This window comes from Knoellia sp. 3-2P3 (assembly GCF_029223115.1).
Classification (GTDB): Bacteria; Actinomycetota; Actinomycetes; order Actinomycetales; family Dermatophilaceae; genus Pedococcus_A.
Genome location: NZ_JARGZE010000002.1, coordinates 270,343 through 292,411, shown reverse-complemented (window position 1 = coordinate 292,411; position 22,069 = coordinate 270,343). Strand labels below are relative to the sequence as shown.

Here is a 22,069-nt window from a genome sequence, read left to right as displayed (position 1 = left end):
GTCAGGGGCTCTCTCGCCGGAGCAGCTCCAGCACCCTGGCGTCGATGCCCGCGTCGGTCAGGCGCATCTCGAGGTTGCGCTCGCCGGCCCACGCGACCAGTGCAGCGGCGGTGTCGTCCTCGCGGTGGCCGAGCCGACCGAGCCGCTGCGCCACCTCGGCGGCCAGGACGCCTTCGAGCGGCAGCACGTCCTCGGGGGCGCCGAAGACGAGCTCGTGCTCGTCGAGGAGCCTCGCCAGCTCATGCGGGGCGTCCGGGTGGTCGTCCACCCGCAGGTCGGCGAGCACCCCGGAGGCGTCGTACCCCGCACCGGGCGCCACGGCATACAGGGCGGCGCCCTGGCGGCCCCGCGAGTCGCCGCCGGCTGCGTCGCCGGCGAGCAGCGTCTCCACGAGGCGTCGGGTGAGGGGGAGGTCGGCACAGGCCAGCCACGTCTCCTGCATCCGCTCGACGACGTCCGGCCCGGTGAGGATGTTGCCCTGGATCGCATAGCCGCCGGTGTCGTCGCGGCCGCTGGCCCCGCCGGCCCAGTGGAGGCACTCGTCGCCGGTGTGGCTGGCCTGGGTGTGCGCCGCCACGACCCCGAGCTGTCGGTGGGCCGCGCCCTCGTCGGCAGCCGTCACTCGCGCCACGGCGTCTGGTGCGCCCGCTCCCGACGCCAGCAGCTCGAGCACGTCGTGCTTGTAGGACACCTTCGCCATCGCCTGGGTGGCGACCGCGCCGACCCCGACCCGGGCGGCCGGCACGACCGACCCGACGGCGATGAACCGGCTCGCGACCGCGACGCCGAAGGCGTCACCGACCTGGCCGACGACCGAGAACGTCATGAGTCGATCCTCTCGATGAGTGACACGGCGTCGTGGGGCGCGTGGCCCTTGGCGTCGTTGTCGAAGTACACGTAGACGTCGTGGCCCTCGTCGCGCCACTGGAGGCACTGCTCGGCCCACCGGTCGAGCGACTCGGGGGTGTAGCCGCTGGCGTACAGCTCCGTGGAGCCGTGCAGACGCACGTACCTGAAGTCGGAGGTGCCGTCGCGCATGGCCGGCCACCGGCCCGCGCTGTCGGCGACGACCATGCAGACGTCGTGGGAGGCGAGCAGCGCGTGCGCCTCCGGGGTGTCGAAGCTGGTGTGCCGTGGCTCGAGGGCGTGCCGGATCGGCACGTCTGCCTCGGCGGTGGTGAGGACCCTGTCGTCGGTGAGCTTCTCGTCGTGCCGCTTGGCCAGCTCGGAGGCCTGGCCGGTGGTGCGTGGCAGGAGGTCGAAGAAGGCGGCCAGCTTCTCGGGCTCGAAGGGGACGCGCTCCGGGAGCTGCCACAGGACGGGCCCCAGCTTGGGCCCCAGGGCGAGGACACCCGAGGCGAAGAAGTTCGCCAGCGGCGCCTCGACACCGACCAGCCGCTTCATGTGCGTGATGAACCGGCCCCCCTTGACCGCGAAGACGAAGTCGTCGGGCGTCTGGGCCCGCCACGCGGCATACGAGGTCGGCCGCTGGAGGGAGTAGAAGGAGCCGTTGATCTCGACCGACGACATCCGCTCCGCCGCGTAGTGCAGCTCGTCGGCCTGGCGCAGGCACTTGGGGTAGAAGTCGCCGCGCCACCCCGCGTAGCGCCACCCGGAGATCCCGACGCGCACCCTGGCCATGCCGCGAGCCTAAGGGCGCGCGTTGGCCCCCGCAGGCTGCGCGGCGGGTGTTCAATCGGCCCATGGGTCACTCGTCCACCGGGCTCGCGCTCGCACAGCAGGCCGCCTGCCGCCGGCTCGGCAGCATGTCGGAGGCGGAGCAGGAGATCTTCCTGCTGCGTCTCGAGCGGTGGTGGGCCGACCTCGTGGCCGGGCTCGAGAGTGCCTACGCGGGTGCTGACACCGACGGTCTCGCGGTGCGGCTCGTGGAGCTCGCCGCGGATGCCTTCGCCGAGCGCGACCCCGACCTGCGGCGGCTCGACCAGCGCAGGGTGCTGCGGCCCGACTGGCTGCAGGAGCCGTCCATGTTCGGCTACGCCTGCTACGCCGAGCGGTTCGCGGGCAGCCTCCCCGGCCTCGTCGAACGCCTGGGCTACCTGCGCGAGCTGGGCGTGAGCTACCTGCACCTCATGCCCCTCTTGCGCCCACGCGACGGCGACAACGACGGCGGGTATGCCGTGCAGGACTACCGGGCCGTGCGTGCAGACCTCGGGTCGGTGGAGGACCTGTGTGAGCTGACCCGCGTGCTGCGGGGACAGGGCATCTCGCTCGTGCTCGACCTGGTGCTCAACCACGTGGCGCGCGAGCACGAGTGGGCGGTCCGCGCGAGGGCGGGGGAGGGGCGCTACCGCGACTACTTCCACGTCTTTCCCGACCGGGAGGTGCCCGACGCCTACGAGCGGACGCTGCCCGAGGTGTTCCCGGACTTCGCCCCCGGCAACTTCACCTGGGACGACGAGCTCCAGGGGTGGGTGTGGACGACCTTCAACGAGTGGCAGTGGGACGTCAACTGGTCGAACCCCGAGGTGCTCGTGGAGTACACCGACATCGTGCTCTTCCTCGCCAACCTCGGCGTGGAGGTGCTGCGGCTCGACGCCATCGCCTTCACGTGGAAGCGGATGGGCACGAGCTGCCAGAACCAGCCCGAGGTGCAGGCGCTCACGCAGGTGCTGCGGGCCGTGGCGCGAATCGCTTGTCCCGCAACGGTCTTCAAGGCAGAGGCGATCGTCGGTCCGCGTGACCTGGTGCAGTACCTCGGGTTGGGGGAACACACGGGGCGGGTCAGTGACCTGGCCTACCACAACAGCCTCATGGTGCAGGTCTGGTCGATGCTGGCGGCCGGGAACACCGTGCTGGCCAGGCATGCGCTGGGGGCCCTGCCCGCGACGCCACCGAGCGGCACCTGGGTCTGCTACGTGCGCTGCCACGACGACATCGGCTGGGCGATCGACGACGACGACGCCCGCGCGGTCGGGCTCGACGGCTTCGCCCACCGGCGGTTCCTGTCGGACTGGTACTCCGGCGACTTCCCCGGGTCGTGGGCGAGGGGGCTCGTCTTCCAGCACAACCCGGCCACGGGGGACAAGCGCATCAGCGGGACGGCCGCGTCGCTGACCGGACTCGCCGACGCCGTGACCGCCGGCGGCGAGAACACCGCCCTGGCGCGGATGTTCCTGGCGCACGCCGTCGTGGCGGGGTGGGGCGGCATACCGGTCGTGTGGAGTGGTGACGAGCTCGGGATGCCGAACGACCCGGCGTGGGACCATGAGCACGGTCACGAGGACGACAACCGCTGGGCCCATCGGCCCCGGCTGGACTGGGTAGGTGCCGGGCAGCGCGGCGACCTCGGCACCGTTGCGGGCAAGGTCTTCCAGGGGCTGGCCCACCTCGCCACGGTGCGGAGCCGCCTGCCCCAGCTGCACGCGGGCGCCGACAGCACCGTGCTCCTCGACACCGACGACGGCATCCTCGCCACGGTGAGACAGCACCCGAGCGGTCCCATGGTGTGCGTCTACAACGTCACCGACACGTGGCGCCCCTTCCCGTTCTCCCGGTTCGCCGACGCGGGCATCACCGCACCACACAACGCGCTCGGTGACCACGACGTCTACGGCGGTGCCGACGGCCAGGTGCTCCTCAGCCCGTATGCCGCGTGGTGGGTCGTGGATGGACACCGCTGAGGAGCTCTTCGCCGACCACGCCGACGGGCTCGCCGTCTACCATGCTGTCGCGAAAGCCGTTGCTGCCGTAGGTGGTTCGCAGATCCGCGTGTCCAGGAGCCAGATCGCGTTCCGCAGGCGTCGCGGCTTCGCCTACGTGTGGCGGCCGGGGCAGTACGTGACCTCCTCGGTGCCCGCGGTGCTGTCGGTCGCGCTGCCCCGGCGGCTGGAGTCCGTCAGGTTCAAAGAGGTCGTGCACCCGGCGCCGACGGTGTGGATGCACCACCTCGAGCTGCGCGACCCGGGCGAGGTCGACGACGAGGTCACCGGGTGGCTGGCGCAGGCGTGGGCAGCGGCAGGCTGACCCGTGGCGCGGGAGGCTCAGCCCCGCCGCTCGAGCAGGACCATGACCTCGTGGTGCGAGGTCTGGGGGAACATGTCGAACAACCGGGCCGCCCTGACCCCGAGCCCGGGCATGGCGTCGAGGTCGGCAGCCAGCGACCGTGCGTTGCAGCTGGAGTAGACGACGTGCTGGACCTCGGACCGGTCCAGCCACGCAGCCAGGTCCGCCCCGATGCCGCGCCGTGGCGGGTTGACCACCACGGTGTCGGGCGCGTCCGCGGGTGCCAGCCCCACGGCATACGTCGTGGCGTCGCCGACGTGGAAGCTCGACCCGGCCGCGCGCGGGGTGACCGGGAGCTCGGACAGCGTCCGCCGAGCGCTGGCGACCGCCTCGGCCGAGACCTCGATGCCCGTGACCTCCTGGGGCGGGTGGTCCGCGGTCGCGGCGTGGAGGGCGAACCCGCCGACGCCGCAGTAGAGGTCCCACAGCGTCGCGGGCCGGGCCTGGGAGAGCCACTGCTGGGCCTGGCGGTACAGCCCCGCGGCCACGGAGGTGTTGGTCTGGAAGAAGCTCTGGGGGCGCAGGTGCAGCGGGATGCCGTTGACGCGCATCAGGAGCGCCTGCTCGGTGGTGAGGACGTGCTCCACGTCGCCCTCGAGCAGCGCGGCATGGGCGGGCAGGATGTTGGCGCTCACCACGCGCAGCCGGGGAAGCGCCGTCAGGAGGTCTGGGAGACCGCGCTCGAGGCGCGCGAGCTGGCCGGTGGAGCGCAGCACGAACCGCACCATGAGCTCGTCGTCGGGGGAGTGCGTGACCAGCACGTGCTTCAGCTCGCCGGTGCGCCGTGGGACGTCGTAGGGAGTGAGCCCGAGTGCTCCGACGAGGTCGGGCAGCGCCAGGACGGCCTCGTGCAGGCCGGCTTCGTACAGGCCACAGTGCCGCAGGTCCACACCCGCGCCGGCGGCGTCGAGGATGCCGAGGGTCGGCGCGCCGCGGGTGCCGCCGACGACGAGCTTGGCCTTGTTGCGGAACGCGGACTCGGGGCCGGTGAACGGCTCAAGCCACACGTCAGCAGGTGCGTGGTCGGCGAGCAGGGCGCGAACGGCGGCGTCCTTGTCCGCCAGCTGCGCGGCATACGGCACTCCCATGAGGGCGCACGAGCGGCACCGCCCCGCCTCGAAGTAGTCGCACTGCACCGGACAAGGCTAGAAGGGCGCCGGCGGCGCGTTGTCGGTGGACCGGTCTAGCGGATCGAGGACCGACACAAGCCCTTCATCAGTGAGTTGACATAATGTCGATTATCGGCGTTCTTCACCACCGGCAGAGCACACGGAAGAGGGGTTGACGCTCTCTTGCCTCACGGCCAGAGCGTCAGCCCCTCATCACCGTGCGTCAGGCTGCCGGGAACACCGAGCTCGACAGCGCCTCGCACGCCTCGTCGAGGCTGTTGGCGCGCACCATCGTCACGCTCGGCGACGCGACCTCGAGGTCCTCGGGCCAGCCCGGGCCGCCGACGACCAGCTTCAGCGGCCGCTCCACCGACGACAGCGCCGCCCACAGCGGGTCGTTCGCCGGCCTGCTGATGGAGGCCCACAGGAACACAACGGGCGGTGAGGCGCGGCCCACGAGGTCGATCAGTGCCTCCACCGGCACGCGTGGGCCGAGGAACACGCAGCCGATGCCCTGCAGGGACAGCTCGGCCTCGATCGCCACGAGCGGCAGGTAGTGCTGCTCCTCGTCGGCGCTGGCCAGGACGACCTCTCGTCGACCGCCGACACGGGCCCGGTTCGCCCTGGTCAGCGACCGCAGCTCGGTGACCAGCAGCTCGCTCGCGAGGTGCTCGGAGTCGACTCCCATGGAGCCGTCGCTCCAGCGCTCGCCGATCCGGCGCAGGGCCGGCGCGAGCACCGAGGTCCAGGCGGAGACCAGGTCGCTCTCACGGGTCACCCGCTGGTAGATGCGGGCCAGCCCGTCGGCGTCGAGGGCGGCTGCCGACGACACGATCGCCTCCACGGCCGAGTCGGAGGCGCCCTGGCCGGCCGCCGGGAAGCCCGTGCCCGGCCCGAGTGCCGACGCCAGGCCGGCAGCGTCCACCGAGGTTGCCACGCGGGCGGCGGTCCCTGCGGGCACGCCGCGACCGGTCAGCTGCGCCATGAGCCGCACCCGCTGGATGTCGACCTCGTCGTAGCGGCGGTGCCCACCCTCCGTGCGCTGGGACGGCCCGATGCCGTAGCGCCGGTCCCACGTGCGCAGCGTCGACGGGGCGAGGTCGAGGCGCTCGGCGACTCCCCCGACGCTCCACGTGAGCGCCACTCTCGGTGCGTGCAGCTCGGGGCTCGTGCCGTCCGGGGAGCCCTTCTTGCCTCCGGCTCCCTCGTGAGCGGTGGCCAGGTCCTCCGTGTGATCTCCCGAGCGGTCTTTGGTGTCCATGACATCCTCCTCCAGCTCGACCTTGGAACGTACACCTGCTTGCCCGAAAGAATAAACCTGTTCAACTCATCTTGCGCGATGAACAACATTCTGAATAGGTTGTGAACCAGTTCGGTGCCGGTGGGGCATCGACCCAGGGTTTGAGAGAGGTTCGCCATGGCTTACATCAAGCGTCTCCCGATGCCTGTGATCGAGAGCTACGAGTGGCAGTTCGAGGGAGCGTGCAACGACGCCGACCCGGAGACCTTCTTCTCTCCGCAGTCGGAGCGCGGAGCGCGCCGCCGGCAGCGGGAGGCCACCGCCAAGTCCTTCTGCGCCCGCTGCCCCGTCGTGGACGCGTGCCTGAAGCACGCGCTCGAGGTGCGCGAGAGCCACGGGGTCTGGGGCGGCCTCAACGCCGACGAGCGCCGCGCGCTGCTCAGCGAGGGCGCCGACACCGGCAGCATCGCCAGCTGATCCGGCCGGTGGTCAGGTGCTTGCCCTGGCCACCGACGAGGCTGCGACCTCGTAGCGGCTGGCCGCCGAGCCGCCAGCCCTGAAGAACCGGCGGTGCAGGGAGCCTGACACCTCTGCCGCATCGCCGTCGTGGAGCCGGAGGGCGGCCCGCCTCGCGCGGAAGCCCCAGCACGCCACGTCGATGGTGTCGACCGACGGCCCCCTCGCCGCACCGCGCCCCGCTGCGGTGCGGCGAGGGGGCCTCGGCACCACCAGCCGGAAGAGCACGACGGCGTCCCCGCTCGGCAGAACCCGTTCCTCCGGCGCGCCGCTGACGCGGCCGACCAGGTGGACCTCGTTGACCCAGGCCGCCGCGTCACCTCCCTGGGTCTCCTCGTGGGCCTGCTCCTGTGCCTGCCGCGTTCGCTGCGCCTGTGCCATGTGGGCTCCTTCCCGCTGGGGCCGTCCCTGTGCCCGATCGTGGCGCGCGCGCCGGTGCTGTGGGCAGGTTCAGGAGCCACCTGTGGACGGCGGGGCAGGGGCCGGCCGTCCTGTGGATGCGGTGACCGGTCCGGGCCGGCGATGCTGGACAATGTCAGGCATGCGGCCCGCTCCCCCGAGCCCCACGTCCTCGCGCCCCTCTCCCCTGCTGCGGCCCATCGAGGGCCCGGACGTCGACGCCGTGCTGGCACTCAACGAGGCCAACGTCGAGCTGCTCGCCCCCATGGACGAGGCGCGGCTCGACCAGCTGCGGGCCTGGTCGCTGCGAGCCGACGTGGTGGAGGTCGGCGGCGAGTTCGCCGGCTTCGTCATCACCATGGGCCCGGGAACCGCCTACGACTCCGCGAACTACCGGTGGTTCGCGCAGCGCTACGGAACCGGGTTCCACTACCTCGACCGCATCGTCCTCAGCGAGCGGTTCCGTCGCTGCGGCCTCGGCTCGGCCGTCTACGACATCGTGGAGACCGACGCCGCCGCCCGGGTCGGCCTGCTCACGCTCGAGGTCAACGCCGACCCGCCGAACCCGGCATCGCTCGCCTTCCACGCCGGGCGCGGCTACACCGAGGTGGGGCGCCTGGGGGCACCCGGCAAGACGGTGGCAATGATGGCCAAGCACCTGACCCCGTGATGGCCGTTCGGGGGATTCACCTCCGAACTGAAGGATTTACCGTCTCTTTACCAGAACCACCGGCGTGTCGTGCGCCGGTGGGACGGACGACGGAAGCGGCGGGCGGAACGTGGTCAGAAGGGCAGGGGCGGTCTGCGCCGTGCTGTTGACCTGTGCCGTCCTCGGCGGCACGACGGCTACCGCTGCGTCCGCCAAGGGCCGCCCCTCCCCCGCACCCGCCAGCCGCGCCCTCAGCGACGCCGGTGTGGACTCCTCGCTGGATCCCGCGCAGCTGCGGTCCCAGATCGCTGAGGCGAGCCGGTTGCGCGACGAGCTGACGGCCTCCAACGCGAAGATCGCGGCGGCCACCACCCGCCTCGAGCGGCTCTCGCTGCAGGCCAACCAGCTGCTCCAGGAGTACGCCAGGGCCCGTGCGGCCGAGCGGGAGGCCAGGGCCGAGGCCGATCGCAACCTCAAGCTGTTCGAGGAGATGAACGCCCAGGCCAGCGACGACCGGCGGGCCGTGGGCGCGTGGGCGTTCCACGTCTACACCGGCGGCGGCTCGATCGCCGACCTGACGGCCATGTTCGAGGCGCTGAGCATGCCCGCGTCGGAGGCCAGCGACCCCGTGGCGCACCTGGCCTACCTCAGCGACCAGAAGGTGCACGCGCTCGAGCGCATCCAGAGCCTGGCGGCCGAGCAGCGTGGTGTGGCCCTCAAGGCGGTGGAGGCACGCTCCGCCGCCACCGTGGCGGCCCTGGCTGCGGCCGACGCCCGCAGGAAGCTGGACGCGGTCATCGCCAGGCAGAGGCGCGAGCTGGAGACGACGCGTGCGCTGCACGCCGAGCAGGTCCGTCGGGTGGGTCCGATCTCCGGGCTGTTGCTCGGCTCGGAGAACAGCCGCGCGCTGGAGGTGACGCGTGAGCTGCGCAGGGCCCTGAAGCTGCCCGAATTGTTCGTCGACGGCTCGGCCAACGCGTGCGACGGGGACGAGCGGGACTACCCGAACGGCCACATCCCGGCGCGGGCGCTGTGCCCGCTCCACGGAGCGCCGGGTCACAGCCTGCGCCCCGGTGCGGCGGCGGCCTTCAACGCCCTGAGCAAGGCGTACGAGAAGGACGCCGGGGTGCCGCTGTGCGTCACCGACTCCTACCGGTCGCTGGTGGAGCAGGTCTCCGTGAAGGCCAGCCGGGGCAAGTGGGCCGCCACGCCCGGCACCAGCGAGCACGGCCTCGGCATGGCGCTCGACCTGTGCGGCGGCATCCAGAGCTTCGGGAGCCCGGCGCACCTCTGGATGCGCCAGAACGCCCCTCTCTACGGCTGGTACCACCCGGCCTGGGCCGGGCCGGGCGGCTCGCTGCCCGAGCCGTGGCACTGGGAGTACGCGGGCTGAGCGGCCCGCGAGGCGAACACGCCGGAGACTGAGCACGCAGACGCATTCCTCCGCGGCCGCCGTGTGCCACTCTGCCCCCATGACGTCCTCCGAGGTCGCGGCGCCGGCCGACCCCTACGCGCACACGGCGCACTACCGCAGGTCCTGGTACTGGTACGACTGGGCCAACTCCGCCTTCGTCACGACCACCGGCACGGTGCTGTTCGGCCCCTACATCACGGCCGTCGCGAAGGAGGCCGCGTGCCCCGGAGGGGACGGGAGCTGCACCGCGACCCTGGACGTGCTCGGGGTCCCCATCGCGCCCGGCTCGGTGGCCCCGTACACCGTCACCGTCGCCACGATCCTCGCCGCCGTGGTGCTGATGTTCGTCGGCGCCATCGCGGACCGGTCCCCCCGGCCCGCCCGGCTCCTCGGCCTGTTCGCCTGGACCGGCGCCGCGGCCGCGTCCGCGATGTTCCTCGTCGCCGGCGACAACTGGCAGCTCGGTGTCGTGCTCATGGTCCTCGCCACCGTCGCCTTCGCCTCGTCCCAGGCGGTCTACGACTCCCTGCTGTGCCGGATCGCCAGTCCTGACGACCGTGATGCCGTCTCCTCGCGCGGGTGGGGCCTGGGCTACCTCGGCGGCGGCCTGCTGCTCGCCCTCAACCTCGGGTTCATCACCATGGGCGACTCGCTCGGCATCGACACAGGCACGGCAGCCCGCATCAGCATGCTCTCAGCCGGCCTGTGGTGGGCGGTCTTCACCGTCATCCCGGTCGCCGGCATGTGGCGGCTGCGCGGCGTCGAGCGGCCCGAGGTGGCCCGCGAGGCGGGGGCGGTCAGCGGCAGCCTGCGCCAGCTGCGGGACACCTTCAGCGACCTGCGCCAGTACCCCCAGACCGTGCTGTTCCTGGCGGCCTACCTCTTCTTCAACGACGGCATCCAGACCGTCATCGGCTCCTCCAGCCTCTACGGCAGCGAGGAGCTGGGCTTCGAGACCGACCAGCTGATGATGCTCATCCTGCTGGTGCAGTTCGTGGCCTTCGGCGGTGCGCTGCTCTTCGGACGCCTGGCCGGGCGCTTCGGCGCCTGGCGCACGATCCTGGCCTCACTGGTGCTGTGGTCGGGAGCGGTGGCCATCGCCTTCTTCGTTCCGCGGGGCGCCTTCACGGCCTTCCTTGCCCTCGGGGTGCTGATCGGGGTGGTGCTGGGCGGGAGCCAGGCGTTGTCCCGTTCCCTCTACAGCCAGATGGTCCCGAAGAACCGGGAGGCGGAGTTCTTCAGCTTCTACCAGGCCATGGAGCGCGGCACGAGCTGGTTCGGCACCCTCATCTTCGGCCTGGTGCACCAGTTCACCCACTCCTACCGCTGGGCGATCATCGCCCTGCTGGTGTTCTTCGCGGTCGGGGGTTTCCTGCTCTCGCGGGTCAACGTCCGCCAAGGCATCCTCGACGCCGGCAACGAGCTGCCCCGCGTCGTGTGAGCGCATGCGCGAGGGCCGCGTCCCGGGTGGGACGCGGCCCTCGCGTGCAGGCGGTATGCCGTGCTCAGGCTGAGCGCTTGCCGTTGCCCTTCTCGCCGCGCGAGGCGCGCAGCAGGGCGAGCCGCTCCTCGAGGAGCTCCTCGAGCTCGGGGATGGAGCGCCGCTCCAGCAGCATGTCCCAGTGGGTGCGCTGGTGCTTGACCTGCTTGGCCTCGGGCTCGGGGCCCTCGCCGACGAGGCGTGCCTCCGCGCCGCAGCGGCACTCCCACGTGGGGGGAATCTCCGCCTCGACCGAGAAGGGCAACTCGATCTTGTGCCCGTTGGGGCACTCGTAGGTGGTGATCTGGCGCTCGCTGGGCACGACGTGCTCGTCGGTCTCCAGGCTCAACGCGCCCAGACGGGTGCCTCGAAGTGATCGTTCTGCCATGGGGGGTTCTCCCAACGTGGTGGATCCCGGGCGCGCGGACGCTCGTCGCGCGGGGTACACCTGTGCCAACGCGGCGGTGGGGCGGGTTGTTCCTGCCCCCCGAGCGCGCCGAGGACGCCGAGGGTTGTGTGATGGGTCACACCCTCGGCGTGTCGCAGCGCTAGAGGACCTCACCCTCGATGACGTCGCCCTCCCCCGGACCGCCGCGCCCTCCGGGGCCGCGCGGGGGGCCGAAGAACCCGCCCAGCAGGCGCCGGGCCACGACCCTCTCGAGCACACCCCGGGCCAGCGGGCGGGTAAGGGGGAGGATGAAGAAGAACCCCACGACGTCGGTGACGAACCCCGGCGTGAGGAGCAGCGTGCCACCGACCAGCACCAGGGCGGCGTCGGCCAGCTCGCGGCTGGGCATGCGCCCGGTGTTCAGGGCCGTCGTCAGTGCCGACCAGGCACGCGCGCCCTCCCGGCGCACCAGCCAGGCGCCCAGCAGCGACTCCAGCACGAGCAGCAGCAGGGTCTGCCAGCCGCCGATGACCCGGCCCACGGCCACGATGACGGCGATCTCCAGCACCGGCACCACGAGGAGCAGGACGAAGACCACCGCGAGCCAGCGGGGGCGGCGGCGGGCGCGGGGCGCGCGTCCTACAGCCGGTGCCACTTCGGCTCCCGGCGACCGAGCGACCGCAGCTGGCGGGCCCGGTGCTCCAGGCCCCAGACGGTGATCCGCTGCAGCGACTCGCGCATGATGTCCCTGCTCATCTTCGAGTCGCCGATCTCGCGCTCGACGAAGGTGATGGGCACCTCCACGACCCGCAGGCCCCTGCGCACCGCCCGGTTGGTGAGGTCGACCTGGAAGCAGTAGCCCTGGGAGGCGACGTCGGTCAGGCCGATCGCGCGCAGGGCCGAGGTGCGGTAGGCCCGGAAGCCGGCGGTCGCGTCGTTGACGCCCATGCCCAGCAGGACCCTCGTGTAGAGGTTGCCGCCGACGCTGAGCGCCTTGCGGTGCAGGGGCCAGTTGCGCACCGAGCCACCGGGGACCCAGCGCGAGCCGATGACGAGGTCGGCGTCGCCGAGGGCGGAGAGGAGCTCCGGCAGCTGCTCGGGCTGGTGGGAGCCGTCGGCGTCCATCTCGACGATCGCGTCGTAGTCGCGCCCGAGACCCCAGGCGAACCCGGCGAGGTAGGCGGCGCCGAGGCCCTCCTTGCCGGCGCGGTGCAGCACGTGCACGCGCGCGTCGTCGTCAGCGAGCTCGTCGGCGACCTTGCCGGTGCCGTCCGGGGAGTTGTCGTCGAGGACGAGGACGTCGGCGTCCGGCACCGACTCGCGCACCCGGCGCACCACGGTGGGCAGGTTGTCGCGCTCGTTGTAGGTCGGGATGCAGACGAGGACCCGGGTCACCGGTCCTCGGTGCGCGGTGGCCGCGGCGGCATGCTCAGACAACGACAGCTTCCTCTTCCTCTCGGTGCTCGGCCTGAACCCTAGCGGCACGCCTACCCCGGGCTCGGGAGGTGGCGGCCGCGGCGGTCACGAGGAGTGCCGCGAGCGCTGCGGCGGTGTACTCGGGCAGGTCGCCGATGCGGTCGGAGACGGTCAGCGAGGAGCGCACGACCGGCTCGCCGTGGGCAGCGACCCCCGTGAACAGGCGCGTCTTGTCCTCGTAGGAGCCGTCGGGGCGGATGAAGGCGCTGACCCCGACGGTGGAGACGTGCACCACCGAGCGTCCATGCTCGATGGCGCGCAGCCGCGAGATGGCGAACTGCTGCTCGGACTCGGCGGTGTAGCCGAACGTGGCGTTGTTGGTCTGCACCACGAGCAGGCTGTCCCCGCGGCCGGGCGCGAGCGTCGCCTCGCGCATCAGGTCGTCGTAGGCGACCTCGAAGCAGATCGTCGGGATGGCCGAGTACGAGCCGCCGGAGGCGACCGGAACCTCGAAGGCAGCGGGGTCCTCCCCGCCGGTGAAGTCGGCCGTGACCAGGTCGACCTTGTCGCTGAAGGTGCGGAAGAACGAGCGGTACGGGATGTACTCGGCGAACGGCACGGGGTGCTGCTTGACGTAGCGTTCCGGCTGACCGCCGCCGGGCCGGTAGAGCAGGCTGGCGTTGGAGAGCATCGGCGCCGGCTCGCGCAGCACCGCCCCGACGAGGACCGGCACACCAGCGGCCTCGACGGCCGACCGGATGGCGGCCTCGGCGTCGGCGTTGCGCAGGGGGTCGATGTCCGAGGCGTTCTCGGGCCAGACGACCAGGCTGGGCGCTTCGCCCTCCCCCGCGGCCAGGCCGCGCAGGGTCTGCTGCACGTGGTTGTCGAGCACCTGGCGGCGCTCCGCGTTGAAGTCCAGACCCGCCCGGGGCACGTTGCCCTGCACGAACATCACCGGCACACCCCGGCCGCCGGTGGGCGGGGTCGCGGCGAGGGCAGCCACGGCCGGAACCACGGCGAGGAGCACCAGGGCCAGGGAGACGGCAAGTGCCGTCAGCGAGCCCGGCACGGTGGAGCGACGGCCGGCCAGGCGCCGGATGCGCCCCAGGGCGACCACGACGGTGGCGTGCAGCAGCGCCCCGAGGGCGGCCACGGACGCCGTGACGCCCGGGGCCCCCACGGATGCCGCCAGGGGCGCCAGCGGGCTGTCGGCCTGGCTGAACGCGAGGCGCGCCCACGGGAAGCCGCCGAACGGCGTGTGGGAGCGGGCGGTCTCCTGCAGCACCCAGAAGAGGGGGACGGCGGCATACGCCAGTGGTTGCAGCCGCGTGCCGAGCAGCGGGCGCTGGACGGCGGCGGTCACCCCGGCCATGACGGCGATGTAGAGCGCCTGCAGCACACAGAGGGCCACCCACGGCAGGGCGCCGACGTAGACCCCCGACCACGACAGGGTGGGCAGGAAGAAGGCCAGCCCGGCCACCAGGCCTGAGCCGGAGGCCACCCGCCAGGAGGCCCCCAGCACGGCGGCCGACAGCAGCGCGACGGCGACCGGCGCGAGCCAGAAGTGGTCGTAGGTGGGAAAGGCCAGCACCAGGACCAGCCCGGAGGCGACGGCCAGCACGAGCCGGTGGCCGGCTCGCAGCGTGAGGCCGCGCACGGCGTGGTCGGTGGGCACGCCACCACGGTAGGACACAGCACGGCCCGCGCTGCCGTTGGGACCAGCCAGGCGTCGGTCGGATACGAACGACTGGCTGTTGTCTACTGAGCGCGCGGGCCGTGCGGGCGTCCACCACCACTGCGCGACGGGCCAGAGACCAGGGCAGGCCCCCAACGGCTGGCTCAGCGATGGCTGCGCGCGCTAGCCACCGACTGCCGTCGATCCGCCCCTACCTCTGCCGCCGCCGGCGCGTGGCGCGCGGTGGACGACCGGGGGCCAACTTACCGACGCGCGACCTGCTGTCAACCCCCCGTCCACCTGCACGAACACGCGTTGTCGCAGGTCAGCGGCACTCTCGAATCCTGTTGTACCCGGGGCGTTTTCGTCGACGTCGGCGTGTCGCCGCGCGACACGCCGGGCCGGGATCAGCCGTTCGGTCGATGGACGGCGTCGCTGGCGGTGCTCACTCCCCCTGCGGGGGCACGACGACGACACCGCGGGCCGTCGTGGCGACCACGGGCGGCTCGAGGATGTCGGCAGCGGACTCCGAGCGCTCGGGTGCACCCCGGCCGACCACGCGCACCTCGAAGTCCATCTCGCGGCTGCGGGAACCGACCCGGACCAGGCGGGCCTCGATCTCGATGACGTCGCCCGCCCGGACCGGCGCCCTGAACTGCACGTCGGAGTACGACGCGAACAGTCCCTCGTCACCGTCGGTGCGAATGCACATCTCCGTCGCCACGTCACCGAAGGCGGCCAGGGAGTAGGCGCCGTCGACGAGGTTGCCGGCGTAGTGGGCGTGGCTGTAGGGGACGTAGCGGCGGTGCACGACGCTGAGTCCGACCTCGGCTCGGGTCATGGGACAGGCCTCCTGGGGGTCAGGGACGGGGCGTGGTCAGGGCGTGGACGAGGTAGCTGGCGACCTCGCCCGGGGTGGTGCCTCGGCCGAAGATGCGGTCGACGCCGAGCCGCTGCGCCGAGCCCTCCTCGAAGCGGGGTCCGCCGACCACGAGCAGCGGCACCTTGCCCGCCGGGTACGCCTCGCGGAAGGCCGCCGACATCGTGGTGGTGTTGTGGATGTGCGCGTCCTTCTGCGTCACGACCTGGCTCACCATCACGGCGTCGGCCTTCTCGGCCCGAGCGCGGGCCACCAGGTCCGGGACGAGCACCTGGGCGCCGAGGTTCACGACCTTGATCTCGCGGTAGTACTCCAGGCCCTTCTCGCCCGCGAAACCCTTGATGTTGAGGATCGCGTCGATCCCCACCGTGTGGGCGTCGGTGCCGATGCAGGCGCCGACGACGACGAGCTTGCGGCGCAGCCGGGTCTTGACCGCCCGGTTGACCTCCTTGGGGCTGAGCAGCGGGAACTCCCGCTCGGCCACCTCCACCTGGCGGAGGTCGACGAGGTGGTGCACCCGGCCGTAGACCACGAAGAAGGTGAAGTCGGGGCCCATCGCCTTGGCGTGCACGAGCAGTGCGGGGTCGAGCCCCATCTTGGCGGCGAGCTGCAGTGCCGCGCCCTCCGCGCGCTTGTCGTGCGGGACCGGCAGCGTGAAGGACATCTGCACCATGCCGTCGCCCGTGGTGTCGCCGTAGGGCCGGACGATGTCGGGCTGAGGGGTGTCCAGTGTCGTCGTCTCGGTGGTCATCGGGTCTCCCCCGTCTCCAGCAGGGTGATGGCCGGGTTGTCGTAGTCCCGCGCCCGCCTCACCACGCCGTCAAGGCCCTTGCCCGCGTTGGCCGGGCGCTTCATGAGGCCGAACGTGCCGTCGGCGATGGCTGCCAGCAGCGGAGGGTCACCCGCGTCGTCGCTGTCGTGGACGATCGCGTCGAGCAGGTCGACGGCCTCGCCGAGCACCTGGCGGGCCTGGTTCTGGATGAACCCTTCGCGCGGCGGGTGGAAGTCCTCGGTGAGGCCCCCGGCGGCGTTCATGACGTACCGGACGTTCTGCAGGGCGAGGTCTCGGTCGGACAGGAACGGCGTGACGACGGCCTCGGTCATCATGCCGACGAGCAGGATGCCCTGGCCGGTCATGGCCCCGACGAGGTTGAAGAACCCGTCGAGCAGGTAGCCTCGGAAGATGTCGCCGGTCATGTGCTTGGTCGGCGGCATCCACTTCAGCGGCGCGTCGGGGAAGAGCTGTCGGGCCAGCAGTGCGTGGGCGAGCTCCATCCGGAAGCTGTCGGGCAGGTCGGGGTTGATCTCGAACGCGTGGCCGAGCCCGAGCTGCCAGTCCTGCAGCCCGGCCTCCTTGGCGAAGTACTCGTTGAGCAGCTGGCTGACCGTGACAGTGTGGGCAGCCTCGACCGCGTCGGCGGTGGTGAGGTAGTTGTCCTCGCCGGTGTTGATGATGATCCCGGCGCGGGCGTGGATCTGGCGGCTGAACCGCTGGTCCACGAACGTGCGGATCGGGTTGATGTCGCGGAAGAGGATCCCGTACATCGAGTCGTTGAGCATCATGTCGAGCCGCTCGAGGCCTGCCAGCGTGGCGATCTCGGGCATGCACAGGCCCGACGCGTAGTTGGTCAGCCGGATGTAGCGCCCGAGCTCCTTGGACGTCTCGTCCAGGGCCGCCCGCATGAGGCGGAAGTTCTCCTGGGTGGCATACGTGCCGGCATACCCCTCGCGGGTGGCGCCCTCGGGCACGTAGTCGAGCAGCGACTGCCCGGTGGAGCGGATGACCGCGATGACGTCGGCGCCCTCGCGCGCCGCCGCCTGGGCCTGCGGGATGTCCTCGTAGATGTCGCCGGTGGCGACGATGAGGTAGATCCACGGGCGCTGTTGCGGGTCGCCGTGCCGCTTCACGAGGCGCTCGCGGGTGGCCCGCTGGCGGTCGATCGTGCGTATGCCGCGGCTCACCTCACGACGCGCTGCGGCCTGCGCCCGGGTTGCCGCCTTCCCCTCGGGCAGGTGGAAGGAGACCGAGCCGCTGGCGGCCTTCTGGGCCAGGGTCAGCAGGTCCTCGGCCTCGCCCCGGCGCAGGGCGTCGAAGACGGGCGTCGTGACGCCGTGATCGAGGCCCACCTGGTCGCGCACCTGGTCGACGAGGTGGTTGACCCACGGCACGCGCTCGTGGTCGGCGCCGGCCAGGCCGGCGAGCCGCAGGGTGGCCCTCTCGACGGAGACGGTGGTATGGCTCTGCGCCAGCCTCACCACCGGGCGGCCGGCCTTGCGGGCCAGGGTGCGGGCCTTGCGGACGACGGTGGGGTCGAGTTCGAGCACGGGTTTCACGCGGGAAGGCACTTTCCAGAGACTAGCAGCGGCCAGCGGCGATCTTGCGGTCAGAGGGGTGGTTCGCCGGAAGATCGACGGGGCTGGTCGGGTCAGCCGAGCGCGCCGGCGTCGAAGACGGTGCGCCCGCGCACCACCGTCCGCAGGGCGGTCGGCAGGGTGGCGCCCGGGCTGAGGTCCGGCAGGCCCGGGGTGCCCGACCGGGGGTCGGTGCTCCAGGTCTGGATGCGGTCGTCGGGCGCCTGCACCACGAGGTCCCCCACCTTCCAGACGGCGAAGGTCGCGGGCAGGCCGAGGTCGAGGTAGCCGCGGTCGTCGAACCCCGCGGCCCGCCACCCGCCGCGGGTGTGCGCCAGGAACGCCGAGCGCGCCGACACCCGCTGCTCGACCGTGTGGTGGAACACGGCTGCCCGCACCGCCTCCCACGGGGCGAACGGCGTCACGGGCGAGTCCGACCCCAGCGCCAGGGTCATCCCGGCCGCCAACATCGACGCGAAGGGGTTCATGGCGGCGGCGCGCTCGCGACCCAGCCGCGCGGCATACATGCCCTCTCCCCCGCCCCAGTGCGCGTCGAAGGCGGGTTGCACGCTGGCGGTGACGCCGAGCGAGACCAGCCGGGCGATGCCGTCGGCGTCGATCATCTCGAGGTGCTCCAGCCGGTGGCGGGCCCGGCGCACCCGGTCGGCGCCGACCAGCTCGGCGGCGGCCTCGATGCCCGCGACGACGGTGTCGACGCCGGCGTCACCGATGACGTGGAAGCCGCCCTGCAGGCCGGCCAACGAGCAGGCCGCGACGTGGTCGCGGACCTGCTCGACGGTGAGGTAGCCGTTGCCCCGGTGGCCGTCGGCGTCGGCGTAGGGCTCGCGCAGGCACGCCGTGCGCGACCCGATCGAGCCGTCGACGTTGAGGTCGCCGGCGAGGCCGTGCGCCCCGACCAGGCCGGCCACGTCACGCGCCTCCTGCTCCGTGGCGACCAGCTGGGCCCAGTAGCCCAGCGTCTGCGGCCCGTCGCCCCGCTCCCCCGCCGCGAGGACGTCGGCGAAGTCGTCGGCGGAGGACAGGATGCGCCCGCCGTTCTCGTGCACCAGCCCGATCCCGGCCACGGCTGCCGCCTGCAGGGCGAGGGCGATGTCGGCGCGGCGCTGGGCGGGGCTGATGGCGGCGTTGAACGCCTCACGCGCGACGTGGTGCGCCTCGCGCGACACCAGGCCGTCACCGTGCCAGCCGGGCTGCTGCTGTGCCCCGCTCGCGGCCGCCAGCGCGGAGGAGATCACGGCCGAGTGGCCGTCGACGCGCGGCATGTAGACCACTCCACCGTGGGTGGACCGGTCGAGCTCGGCGGCCGTCGCAGGTCGCCCCTCGGGCCAGTGCCGCTCGTCCCAGTTCGGGGCGTAGACCGGGCGTCCCTGCTGGGCCCGGGCCGCGTCCGCCACCCGCGAAAGGGCCACCGCCAGCGAGGGGGCGCCCGCGACGTCGACCCCCCGCAGGGCTGCGCCCGTGTGCGACAGGTGGGCGTGGGCGTCGACGAAGGCAGGGGTGACCAGCGCGCCGTCGAGCTCGACGACGGCGTCCACGGAGTCCTCGTGGACCGTGGCCGCGTCGTCACCGCCGATCCATGCGATGGTGCTGCCGTCGACGACCATCGCGTTGGCGAACGGGTCGACCGGGCTGTAGACGAATCCGCCGCGGTACAGGGTGGTCACCGCAGCACCCTAGAGGGTGCGCCCGGCGGGCTCGGCGTCTGGACACCCGAGGGCCCTCTACGCACCTAGGACGAGGGGGCTGCACGCAGGAGTGTCCGAAAAGACGAGTCACGCCATGCGCCCGCGCAGACAATACTGGCGAGGTGATCGGCGCGGAGTTCACGGGGGTTCTCCACGCTGCCCAGCAGGGCAGGGTGGCGGCCTTCGTGCGCCTGTGGTCCGACGTCAACCCCGCCCTCACCCGCTACCTGCGCGTCGTCGCCGTCGCGGACGCGGACGACATCGCCTGCGAGAGCTGGGTCGCGGTGCTCCGCCGGCTGCCGACGTTCAAGGGGGACGAGACCGCGTGGCGCACCCTGGTCTTCTCCTGCGCCAGGATGCACGCCGAGGACGAGAACCAGCGCCGCGTGTGGGACGCGATGGTCGAGGACGCCGAGGTGACGGCCGTGGTGGCCGCCCCCCTGCCGCCGGGCGAGGAGCCCTTCGAGGAGGACGAGGCCGAAGGCGGCCCCGCCCATGGCCTGCGGATGGCCCTCGAGGCCGTCCGGGACCTGCCGCCCGAGCAGGGCGAGGTGCTGATGCTGCGGCAGGTCGGCCTCCTCCCCGCCGAGGAGGTCGCCGAGCTGGTCGGCTCCGACGTCGGTGCCGTCCACGCCCTGGAGCAGGAGGCGCTCGACCAGCTCGGCCTCGACGCCGAGCTGCTGACGTGGTCCATGGGGGGCGAGCCGCGGCCCGTGGAGGTCGCGGACGAGGCCACCCTCGTCGCGGTCTTCCGCGCCCTGGTGCCCGAGCAGTCACCTTCGTCGCCGGCATCCTCCCGGGGTGTGTCGTCCGGGGGTGCCAGGGTCATCTCGCTGAGGCGACCCACGTGGCGGACCCGCGCAGGCGCCGCCGCCGCGGCATCCGCTGCGGTGCTCGGGATGGGCGCCTTCAGTGCGGCCGCCTACCAGGGCGTGCTGCCCGACCCGGTCCAGAACGTGATGCACGTCGTCATCGGCGCCCCCGAGCCCGCGCCCGAGTCCCCCGCGGCCACGTCCGCCGCGCCGCCCGGCCGCACCCGCACCACGACGGCGCCAGCCCCCCCGGCGCAGGCTGGCACCCGCTCGCAGAGCACGTCGACCCGCGCCGGGCAGCCGCCCATGACGGCCGCGCTCGACCTGTGCCGCACCTGGGAGGCCGAGCGCGAGCGCGGTGTCACCGAGGACCGCTCGACCAGCTTCCGCAGCCTGGCGCAGGCAGCCGGCGGCGGCTCGCAGGTCGGCGCCTACTGCGCCGCGAGCGGCGTGCCGCTGGCCCCCCTCACGACCGGGCCCAGCGCGCCGATTCCCGCGACCCAGGAGCCGACCGTCACGTCTCCGACGACGGAGCCGACCGTCACGTCCCCGACGACGGAGCCGACCGTCACGTCCCCGACGACGGAGCCGACCGTCACGTCCCCGACCACGGAGCCGACCACGACGCCGCCGGAGCCCACCCCCCCGACCACGGAGCCGACCACGACGCCGCCGGAGCCCACCCCCCCGACCACGGGCACTGGCAGCGGGTCGACGGGTGGGGGCACCGACACGGGCACCGGCACCGGCACGGTGGGACGGGGCACGAGCACCGGCAAGGGCCGCGCAGGTGGCGCAGCCGGCACGCAGACCGACGAGCCCGCGACGGACACCTCCGGCACCGTGGTCGGCAAAGGACGACTGAAGGGCTGACCGAGCAGGTCGCCTAGGGCGCGTGCTCCTCGAGGCGGCTCTCGAACAGGGTCCGCACCGCGGCATCGCTGCGCACGAGGTCGAGGGCGTAGGCCGCGTGCCCAGGCACGTACCCGTTGCCCACGAGCATGCGCACGTCTGCCGCGACGCCCTCCGCGCCGAGGGCGGCCGCCGCGAAGTTGGTCGCCATCGAGAAGAAGATGATCGTGCCGCCCTGCGCGGTGGAGAGGATGGCCGGCTGCTCGCATCCGGGCACGTCGACGCAGACCACGGTGATGTCGGCGGGGCCACCCGCGCCAGCGACCGCCTCGGACAGCCCGAGCGGGCTGCGGGCGTCGGCCACGACGACGGCGTCCGCGAGACCGGTGCCGTCGAGCAGGGCGGCCTCGCGCTCGTTCGGGACGACCGCGATCCGCCGCCCGGCACCGCTGGCTCCCGCGGCGGCGAGCGAGAGCGAGCCGGACTTGCCGGCCCCGCCCAGCACGCAGACCGACGGCGCGGCCGCACCGGTGCGGGCGGCATACTCCCCCACCACCCGGGCCACCAGGGCAGGGGCGCCGCACACGTCCATGACCATCAGGGCCAGCTCGGGCGAGAGGTCGTCGGGCAGCACGGCCGCGATGGAGCGGCCGAACAGGATGGCGTGCCCGTCTGCCGGGACCCGCTCGGAACGCCCGTCCCACCGGGCCAGGCCGTCGGTGACGACCAGCGGGGTCAGGGACAGCGACACCAGGGTGGCCACGTGGTCGCCGACGCGCAGGCCGAGCGGGCTCTCGGGCCCGACCTCCTCGACCGTGCCGATGAGCATCCCGCCGGAACCGGTCACCGGGTTCTGGATCTTGCCCCGCTCGGCGACGATGTCGAGCACCTCCCGGCGCAGCGCCTCGCCGTCGAGCACCCCGTCGCCGGTCGTGTGCTTCTCGGCGAGCTGGCGGTAGGAGGCGGCGTCGAGGTTCAGGGTCTCGACCCGCACCCGCACCTCGTCGGGCCACAGCTCGGGTCGCGGGTCGAGGCGCCGGGCGGCCTGGGGCAGGGACGCCCCTGCCGGCTCGAGCACACGGTGCAGGCCCACGGGCGAGGACTCGGACTGCGGCAGGGGCACAGGATCTCCCTCGATAGACGACACGAACCGGAAAT

General features: G+C 72.6%; 21 protein-coding genes. 7 read left to right on the top strand and 14 right to left on the bottom strand.

Going from position 1 to position 22,069, the window contains the following annotated elements; translation table 11 throughout:
* Position 1 precedes the first annotated feature (1 nt).
* Together P0Y31_RS06795 and P0Y31_RS06790 are read right to left on the bottom strand one after the other, a co-directional pair.
* Complete coding sequence (locus P0Y31_RS06795) at positions 2–826, bottom strand: DUF1028 domain-containing protein (RefSeq protein ID WP_275867639.1); 825 nt, start codon at positions 824–826, stop codon at positions 2–4.
* Positions 823–1,641, bottom strand: coding sequence for a DUF72 domain-containing protein (locus P0Y31_RS06790; RefSeq protein WP_275867636.1), 819 nt, complete (start codon positions 1,639–1,641; stop codon positions 823–825). Before P0Y31_RS06790 ends, P0Y31_RS06795 begins: the two co-directional genes overlap by 4 nt.
* A 62-nt stretch (positions 1,642–1,703) precedes the next feature.
* Between P0Y31_RS06790 and P0Y31_RS06785 the strand changes: the two genes are divergently transcribed.
* Together P0Y31_RS06785 and P0Y31_RS06780 are read left to right on the top strand one after the other, a co-directional pair.
* Positions 1,704–3,641 carry an alpha-amylase family protein gene (locus P0Y31_RS06785; protein ID WP_345803618.1) on the top strand — a complete coding sequence of 646 codons (1,938 nt, stop codon included), beginning with the start codon at positions 1,704–1,706 and terminating at the stop codon, positions 3,639–3,641.
* A complete protein-coding gene (locus P0Y31_RS06780) occupies positions 3,628–3,984 on the top strand; it encodes a DUF5655 domain-containing protein (protein ID WP_275867634.1) in 357 nt (118 codons plus the stop codon). Before P0Y31_RS06785 ends, P0Y31_RS06780 begins: the two co-directional genes overlap by 14 nt.
* Before the next feature lie 17 nt (positions 3,985–4,001).
* On the opposite strand, the gene P0Y31_RS06775 is transcribed toward P0Y31_RS06780, so the two are convergent.
* Both P0Y31_RS06775 and P0Y31_RS06770 read right to left on the bottom strand, forming a co-directional pair.
* Complete coding sequence (locus tag P0Y31_RS06775) at positions 4,002–5,159, bottom strand: methyltransferase domain-containing protein (RefSeq protein ID WP_275867631.1); 1,158 nt, start codon at positions 5,157–5,159, stop codon at positions 4,002–4,004.
* A gap of 196 nt (positions 5,160–5,355) precedes the next feature.
* Entirely contained in the window at positions 5,356–6,393 is a 1,038-nt protein-coding gene (locus tag P0Y31_RS06770; RefSeq protein WP_275867629.1) for a MerR family transcriptional regulator, read from the bottom strand.
* Positions 6,394–6,573: 180 nt separating this feature from the next.
* Here P0Y31_RS06770 and P0Y31_RS06765 point away from each other — a divergent pair, with 180 nt between their 5' ends.
* Positions 6,574–6,849 (top strand): WhiB family transcriptional regulator, encoded by a 276-nt coding sequence (locus P0Y31_RS06765; RefSeq protein WP_345803617.1) that lies wholly within the window; start codon positions 6,574–6,576, stop codon positions 6,847–6,849.
* Between the two features lie 12 nt (positions 6,850–6,861).
* On the opposite strand, the gene P0Y31_RS06760 is transcribed toward P0Y31_RS06765, so the two are convergent.
* Complete coding sequence (locus P0Y31_RS06760; RefSeq protein WP_275867625.1) at positions 6,862–7,269, bottom strand: single-stranded DNA-binding protein; 408 nt, start codon at positions 7,267–7,269, stop codon at positions 6,862–6,864.
* 160 nt (positions 7,270–7,429) lie between these two features.
* On the opposite strand from P0Y31_RS06760, the gene P0Y31_RS06755 reads away from it, so the two are divergent.
* The 3 genes from P0Y31_RS06755 (at position 7,430) to P0Y31_RS06745 (ending at position 10,791) form a co-directional block, all read left to right on the top strand.
* Positions 7,430–7,957 (top strand): GNAT family N-acetyltransferase, encoded by a 528-nt coding sequence (locus P0Y31_RS06755; protein ID WP_275867624.1) that lies wholly within the window; start codon positions 7,430–7,432, stop codon positions 7,955–7,957.
* 139 nt (positions 7,958–8,096) lie between these two features.
* Entirely contained in the window at positions 8,097–9,329 is a 1,233-nt protein-coding gene (locus P0Y31_RS06750) for a M15 family metallopeptidase (RefSeq protein ID WP_275867622.1), read from the top strand.
* Between the two features lie 79 nt (positions 9,330–9,408).
* The gene (locus P0Y31_RS06745; RefSeq protein ID WP_275867620.1) at positions 9,409–10,791 is read left to right on the top strand and encodes an MFS transporter; all 1,383 of its coding nucleotides are present in this window, start codon (positions 9,409–9,411) and stop codon (positions 10,789–10,791) included.
* 64 nt (positions 10,792–10,855) lie between these two features.
* Here the strand turns inward: P0Y31_RS06745 and P0Y31_RS06740 are convergent, their stop codons facing one another.
* The 8 genes from P0Y31_RS06740 to P0Y31_RS06705 all read right to left on the bottom strand — a co-directional run bounded on the left by P0Y31_RS06740 (position 10,856) and on the right by P0Y31_RS06705 (position 19,226).
* On the bottom strand, positions 10,856–11,218 hold the full coding sequence (locus P0Y31_RS06740; protein ID WP_275807542.1) for an RNA polymerase-binding protein RbpA: 363 nt from the start codon (positions 11,216–11,218) through the stop codon (positions 10,856–10,858).
* A 160-nt stretch (positions 11,219–11,378) separates the two neighbouring features.
* Positions 11,379–11,873 carry an FxsA family protein gene (locus tag P0Y31_RS06735; protein ID WP_275867617.1) on the bottom strand — a complete coding sequence of 165 codons (495 nt, stop codon included), beginning with the start codon at positions 11,871–11,873 and terminating at the stop codon, positions 11,379–11,381.
* The gene (locus tag P0Y31_RS06730) at positions 11,858–12,655 is read right to left on the bottom strand and encodes a polyprenol monophosphomannose synthase (RefSeq protein WP_275867615.1); all 798 of its coding nucleotides are present in this window, start codon (positions 12,653–12,655) and stop codon (positions 11,858–11,860) included. The genes P0Y31_RS06735 and P0Y31_RS06730 overlap by 16 nt, the downstream gene beginning before the upstream one ends.
* A complete protein-coding gene (lnt, locus tag P0Y31_RS06725; RefSeq protein WP_275867613.1) occupies positions 12,648–14,309 on the bottom strand; it encodes an apolipoprotein N-acyltransferase in 1,662 nt (553 codons plus the stop codon). The genes P0Y31_RS06730 and lnt overlap by 8 nt, the downstream gene beginning before the upstream one ends.
* A gap of 445 nt (positions 14,310–14,754) precedes the next feature.
* On the bottom strand, positions 14,755–15,150 hold the full coding sequence (locus tag P0Y31_RS06720; protein ID WP_275867610.1) for a hotdog domain-containing protein: 396 nt from the start codon (positions 15,148–15,150) through the stop codon (positions 14,755–14,757).
* A gap of 19 nt (positions 15,151–15,169) precedes the next feature.
* A complete protein-coding gene (locus tag P0Y31_RS06715) occupies positions 15,170–15,940 on the bottom strand; it encodes an OAM dimerization domain-containing protein (protein ID WP_275867607.1) in 771 nt (256 codons plus the stop codon).
* Positions 15,937–17,535 (bottom strand): lysine 5,6-aminomutase subunit alpha, encoded by a 1,599-nt coding sequence (locus tag P0Y31_RS06710; RefSeq protein ID WP_275867605.1) that lies wholly within the window; start codon positions 17,533–17,535, stop codon positions 15,937–15,939. Before P0Y31_RS06710 ends, P0Y31_RS06715 begins: the two co-directional genes overlap by 4 nt.
* An 80-nt stretch (positions 17,536–17,615) precedes the next feature.
* Positions 17,616–19,226, bottom strand: coding sequence for an amidohydrolase family protein (locus tag P0Y31_RS06705; protein WP_345803616.1), 1,611 nt, complete (start codon positions 19,224–19,226; stop codon positions 17,616–17,618).
* Between the two features lie 143 nt (positions 19,227–19,369).
* On the opposite strand from P0Y31_RS06705, the gene P0Y31_RS06700 reads away from it, so the two are divergent.
* Positions 19,370–20,932, top strand: coding sequence for an RNA polymerase sigma factor (locus P0Y31_RS06700; protein WP_275867603.1), 1,563 nt, complete (start codon positions 19,370–19,372; stop codon positions 20,930–20,932).
* 13 nt (positions 20,933–20,945) lie between these two features.
* Here P0Y31_RS06700 and P0Y31_RS06695 read toward each other — a convergent pair whose 3' ends face one another.
* Entirely contained in the window at positions 20,946–22,058 is a 1,113-nt protein-coding gene (locus P0Y31_RS06695; protein ID WP_275867601.1) for an L-erythro-3,5-diaminohexanoate dehydrogenase, read from the bottom strand.
* Between the last annotated feature and the right edge of the window lie 11 nt (positions 22,059–22,069).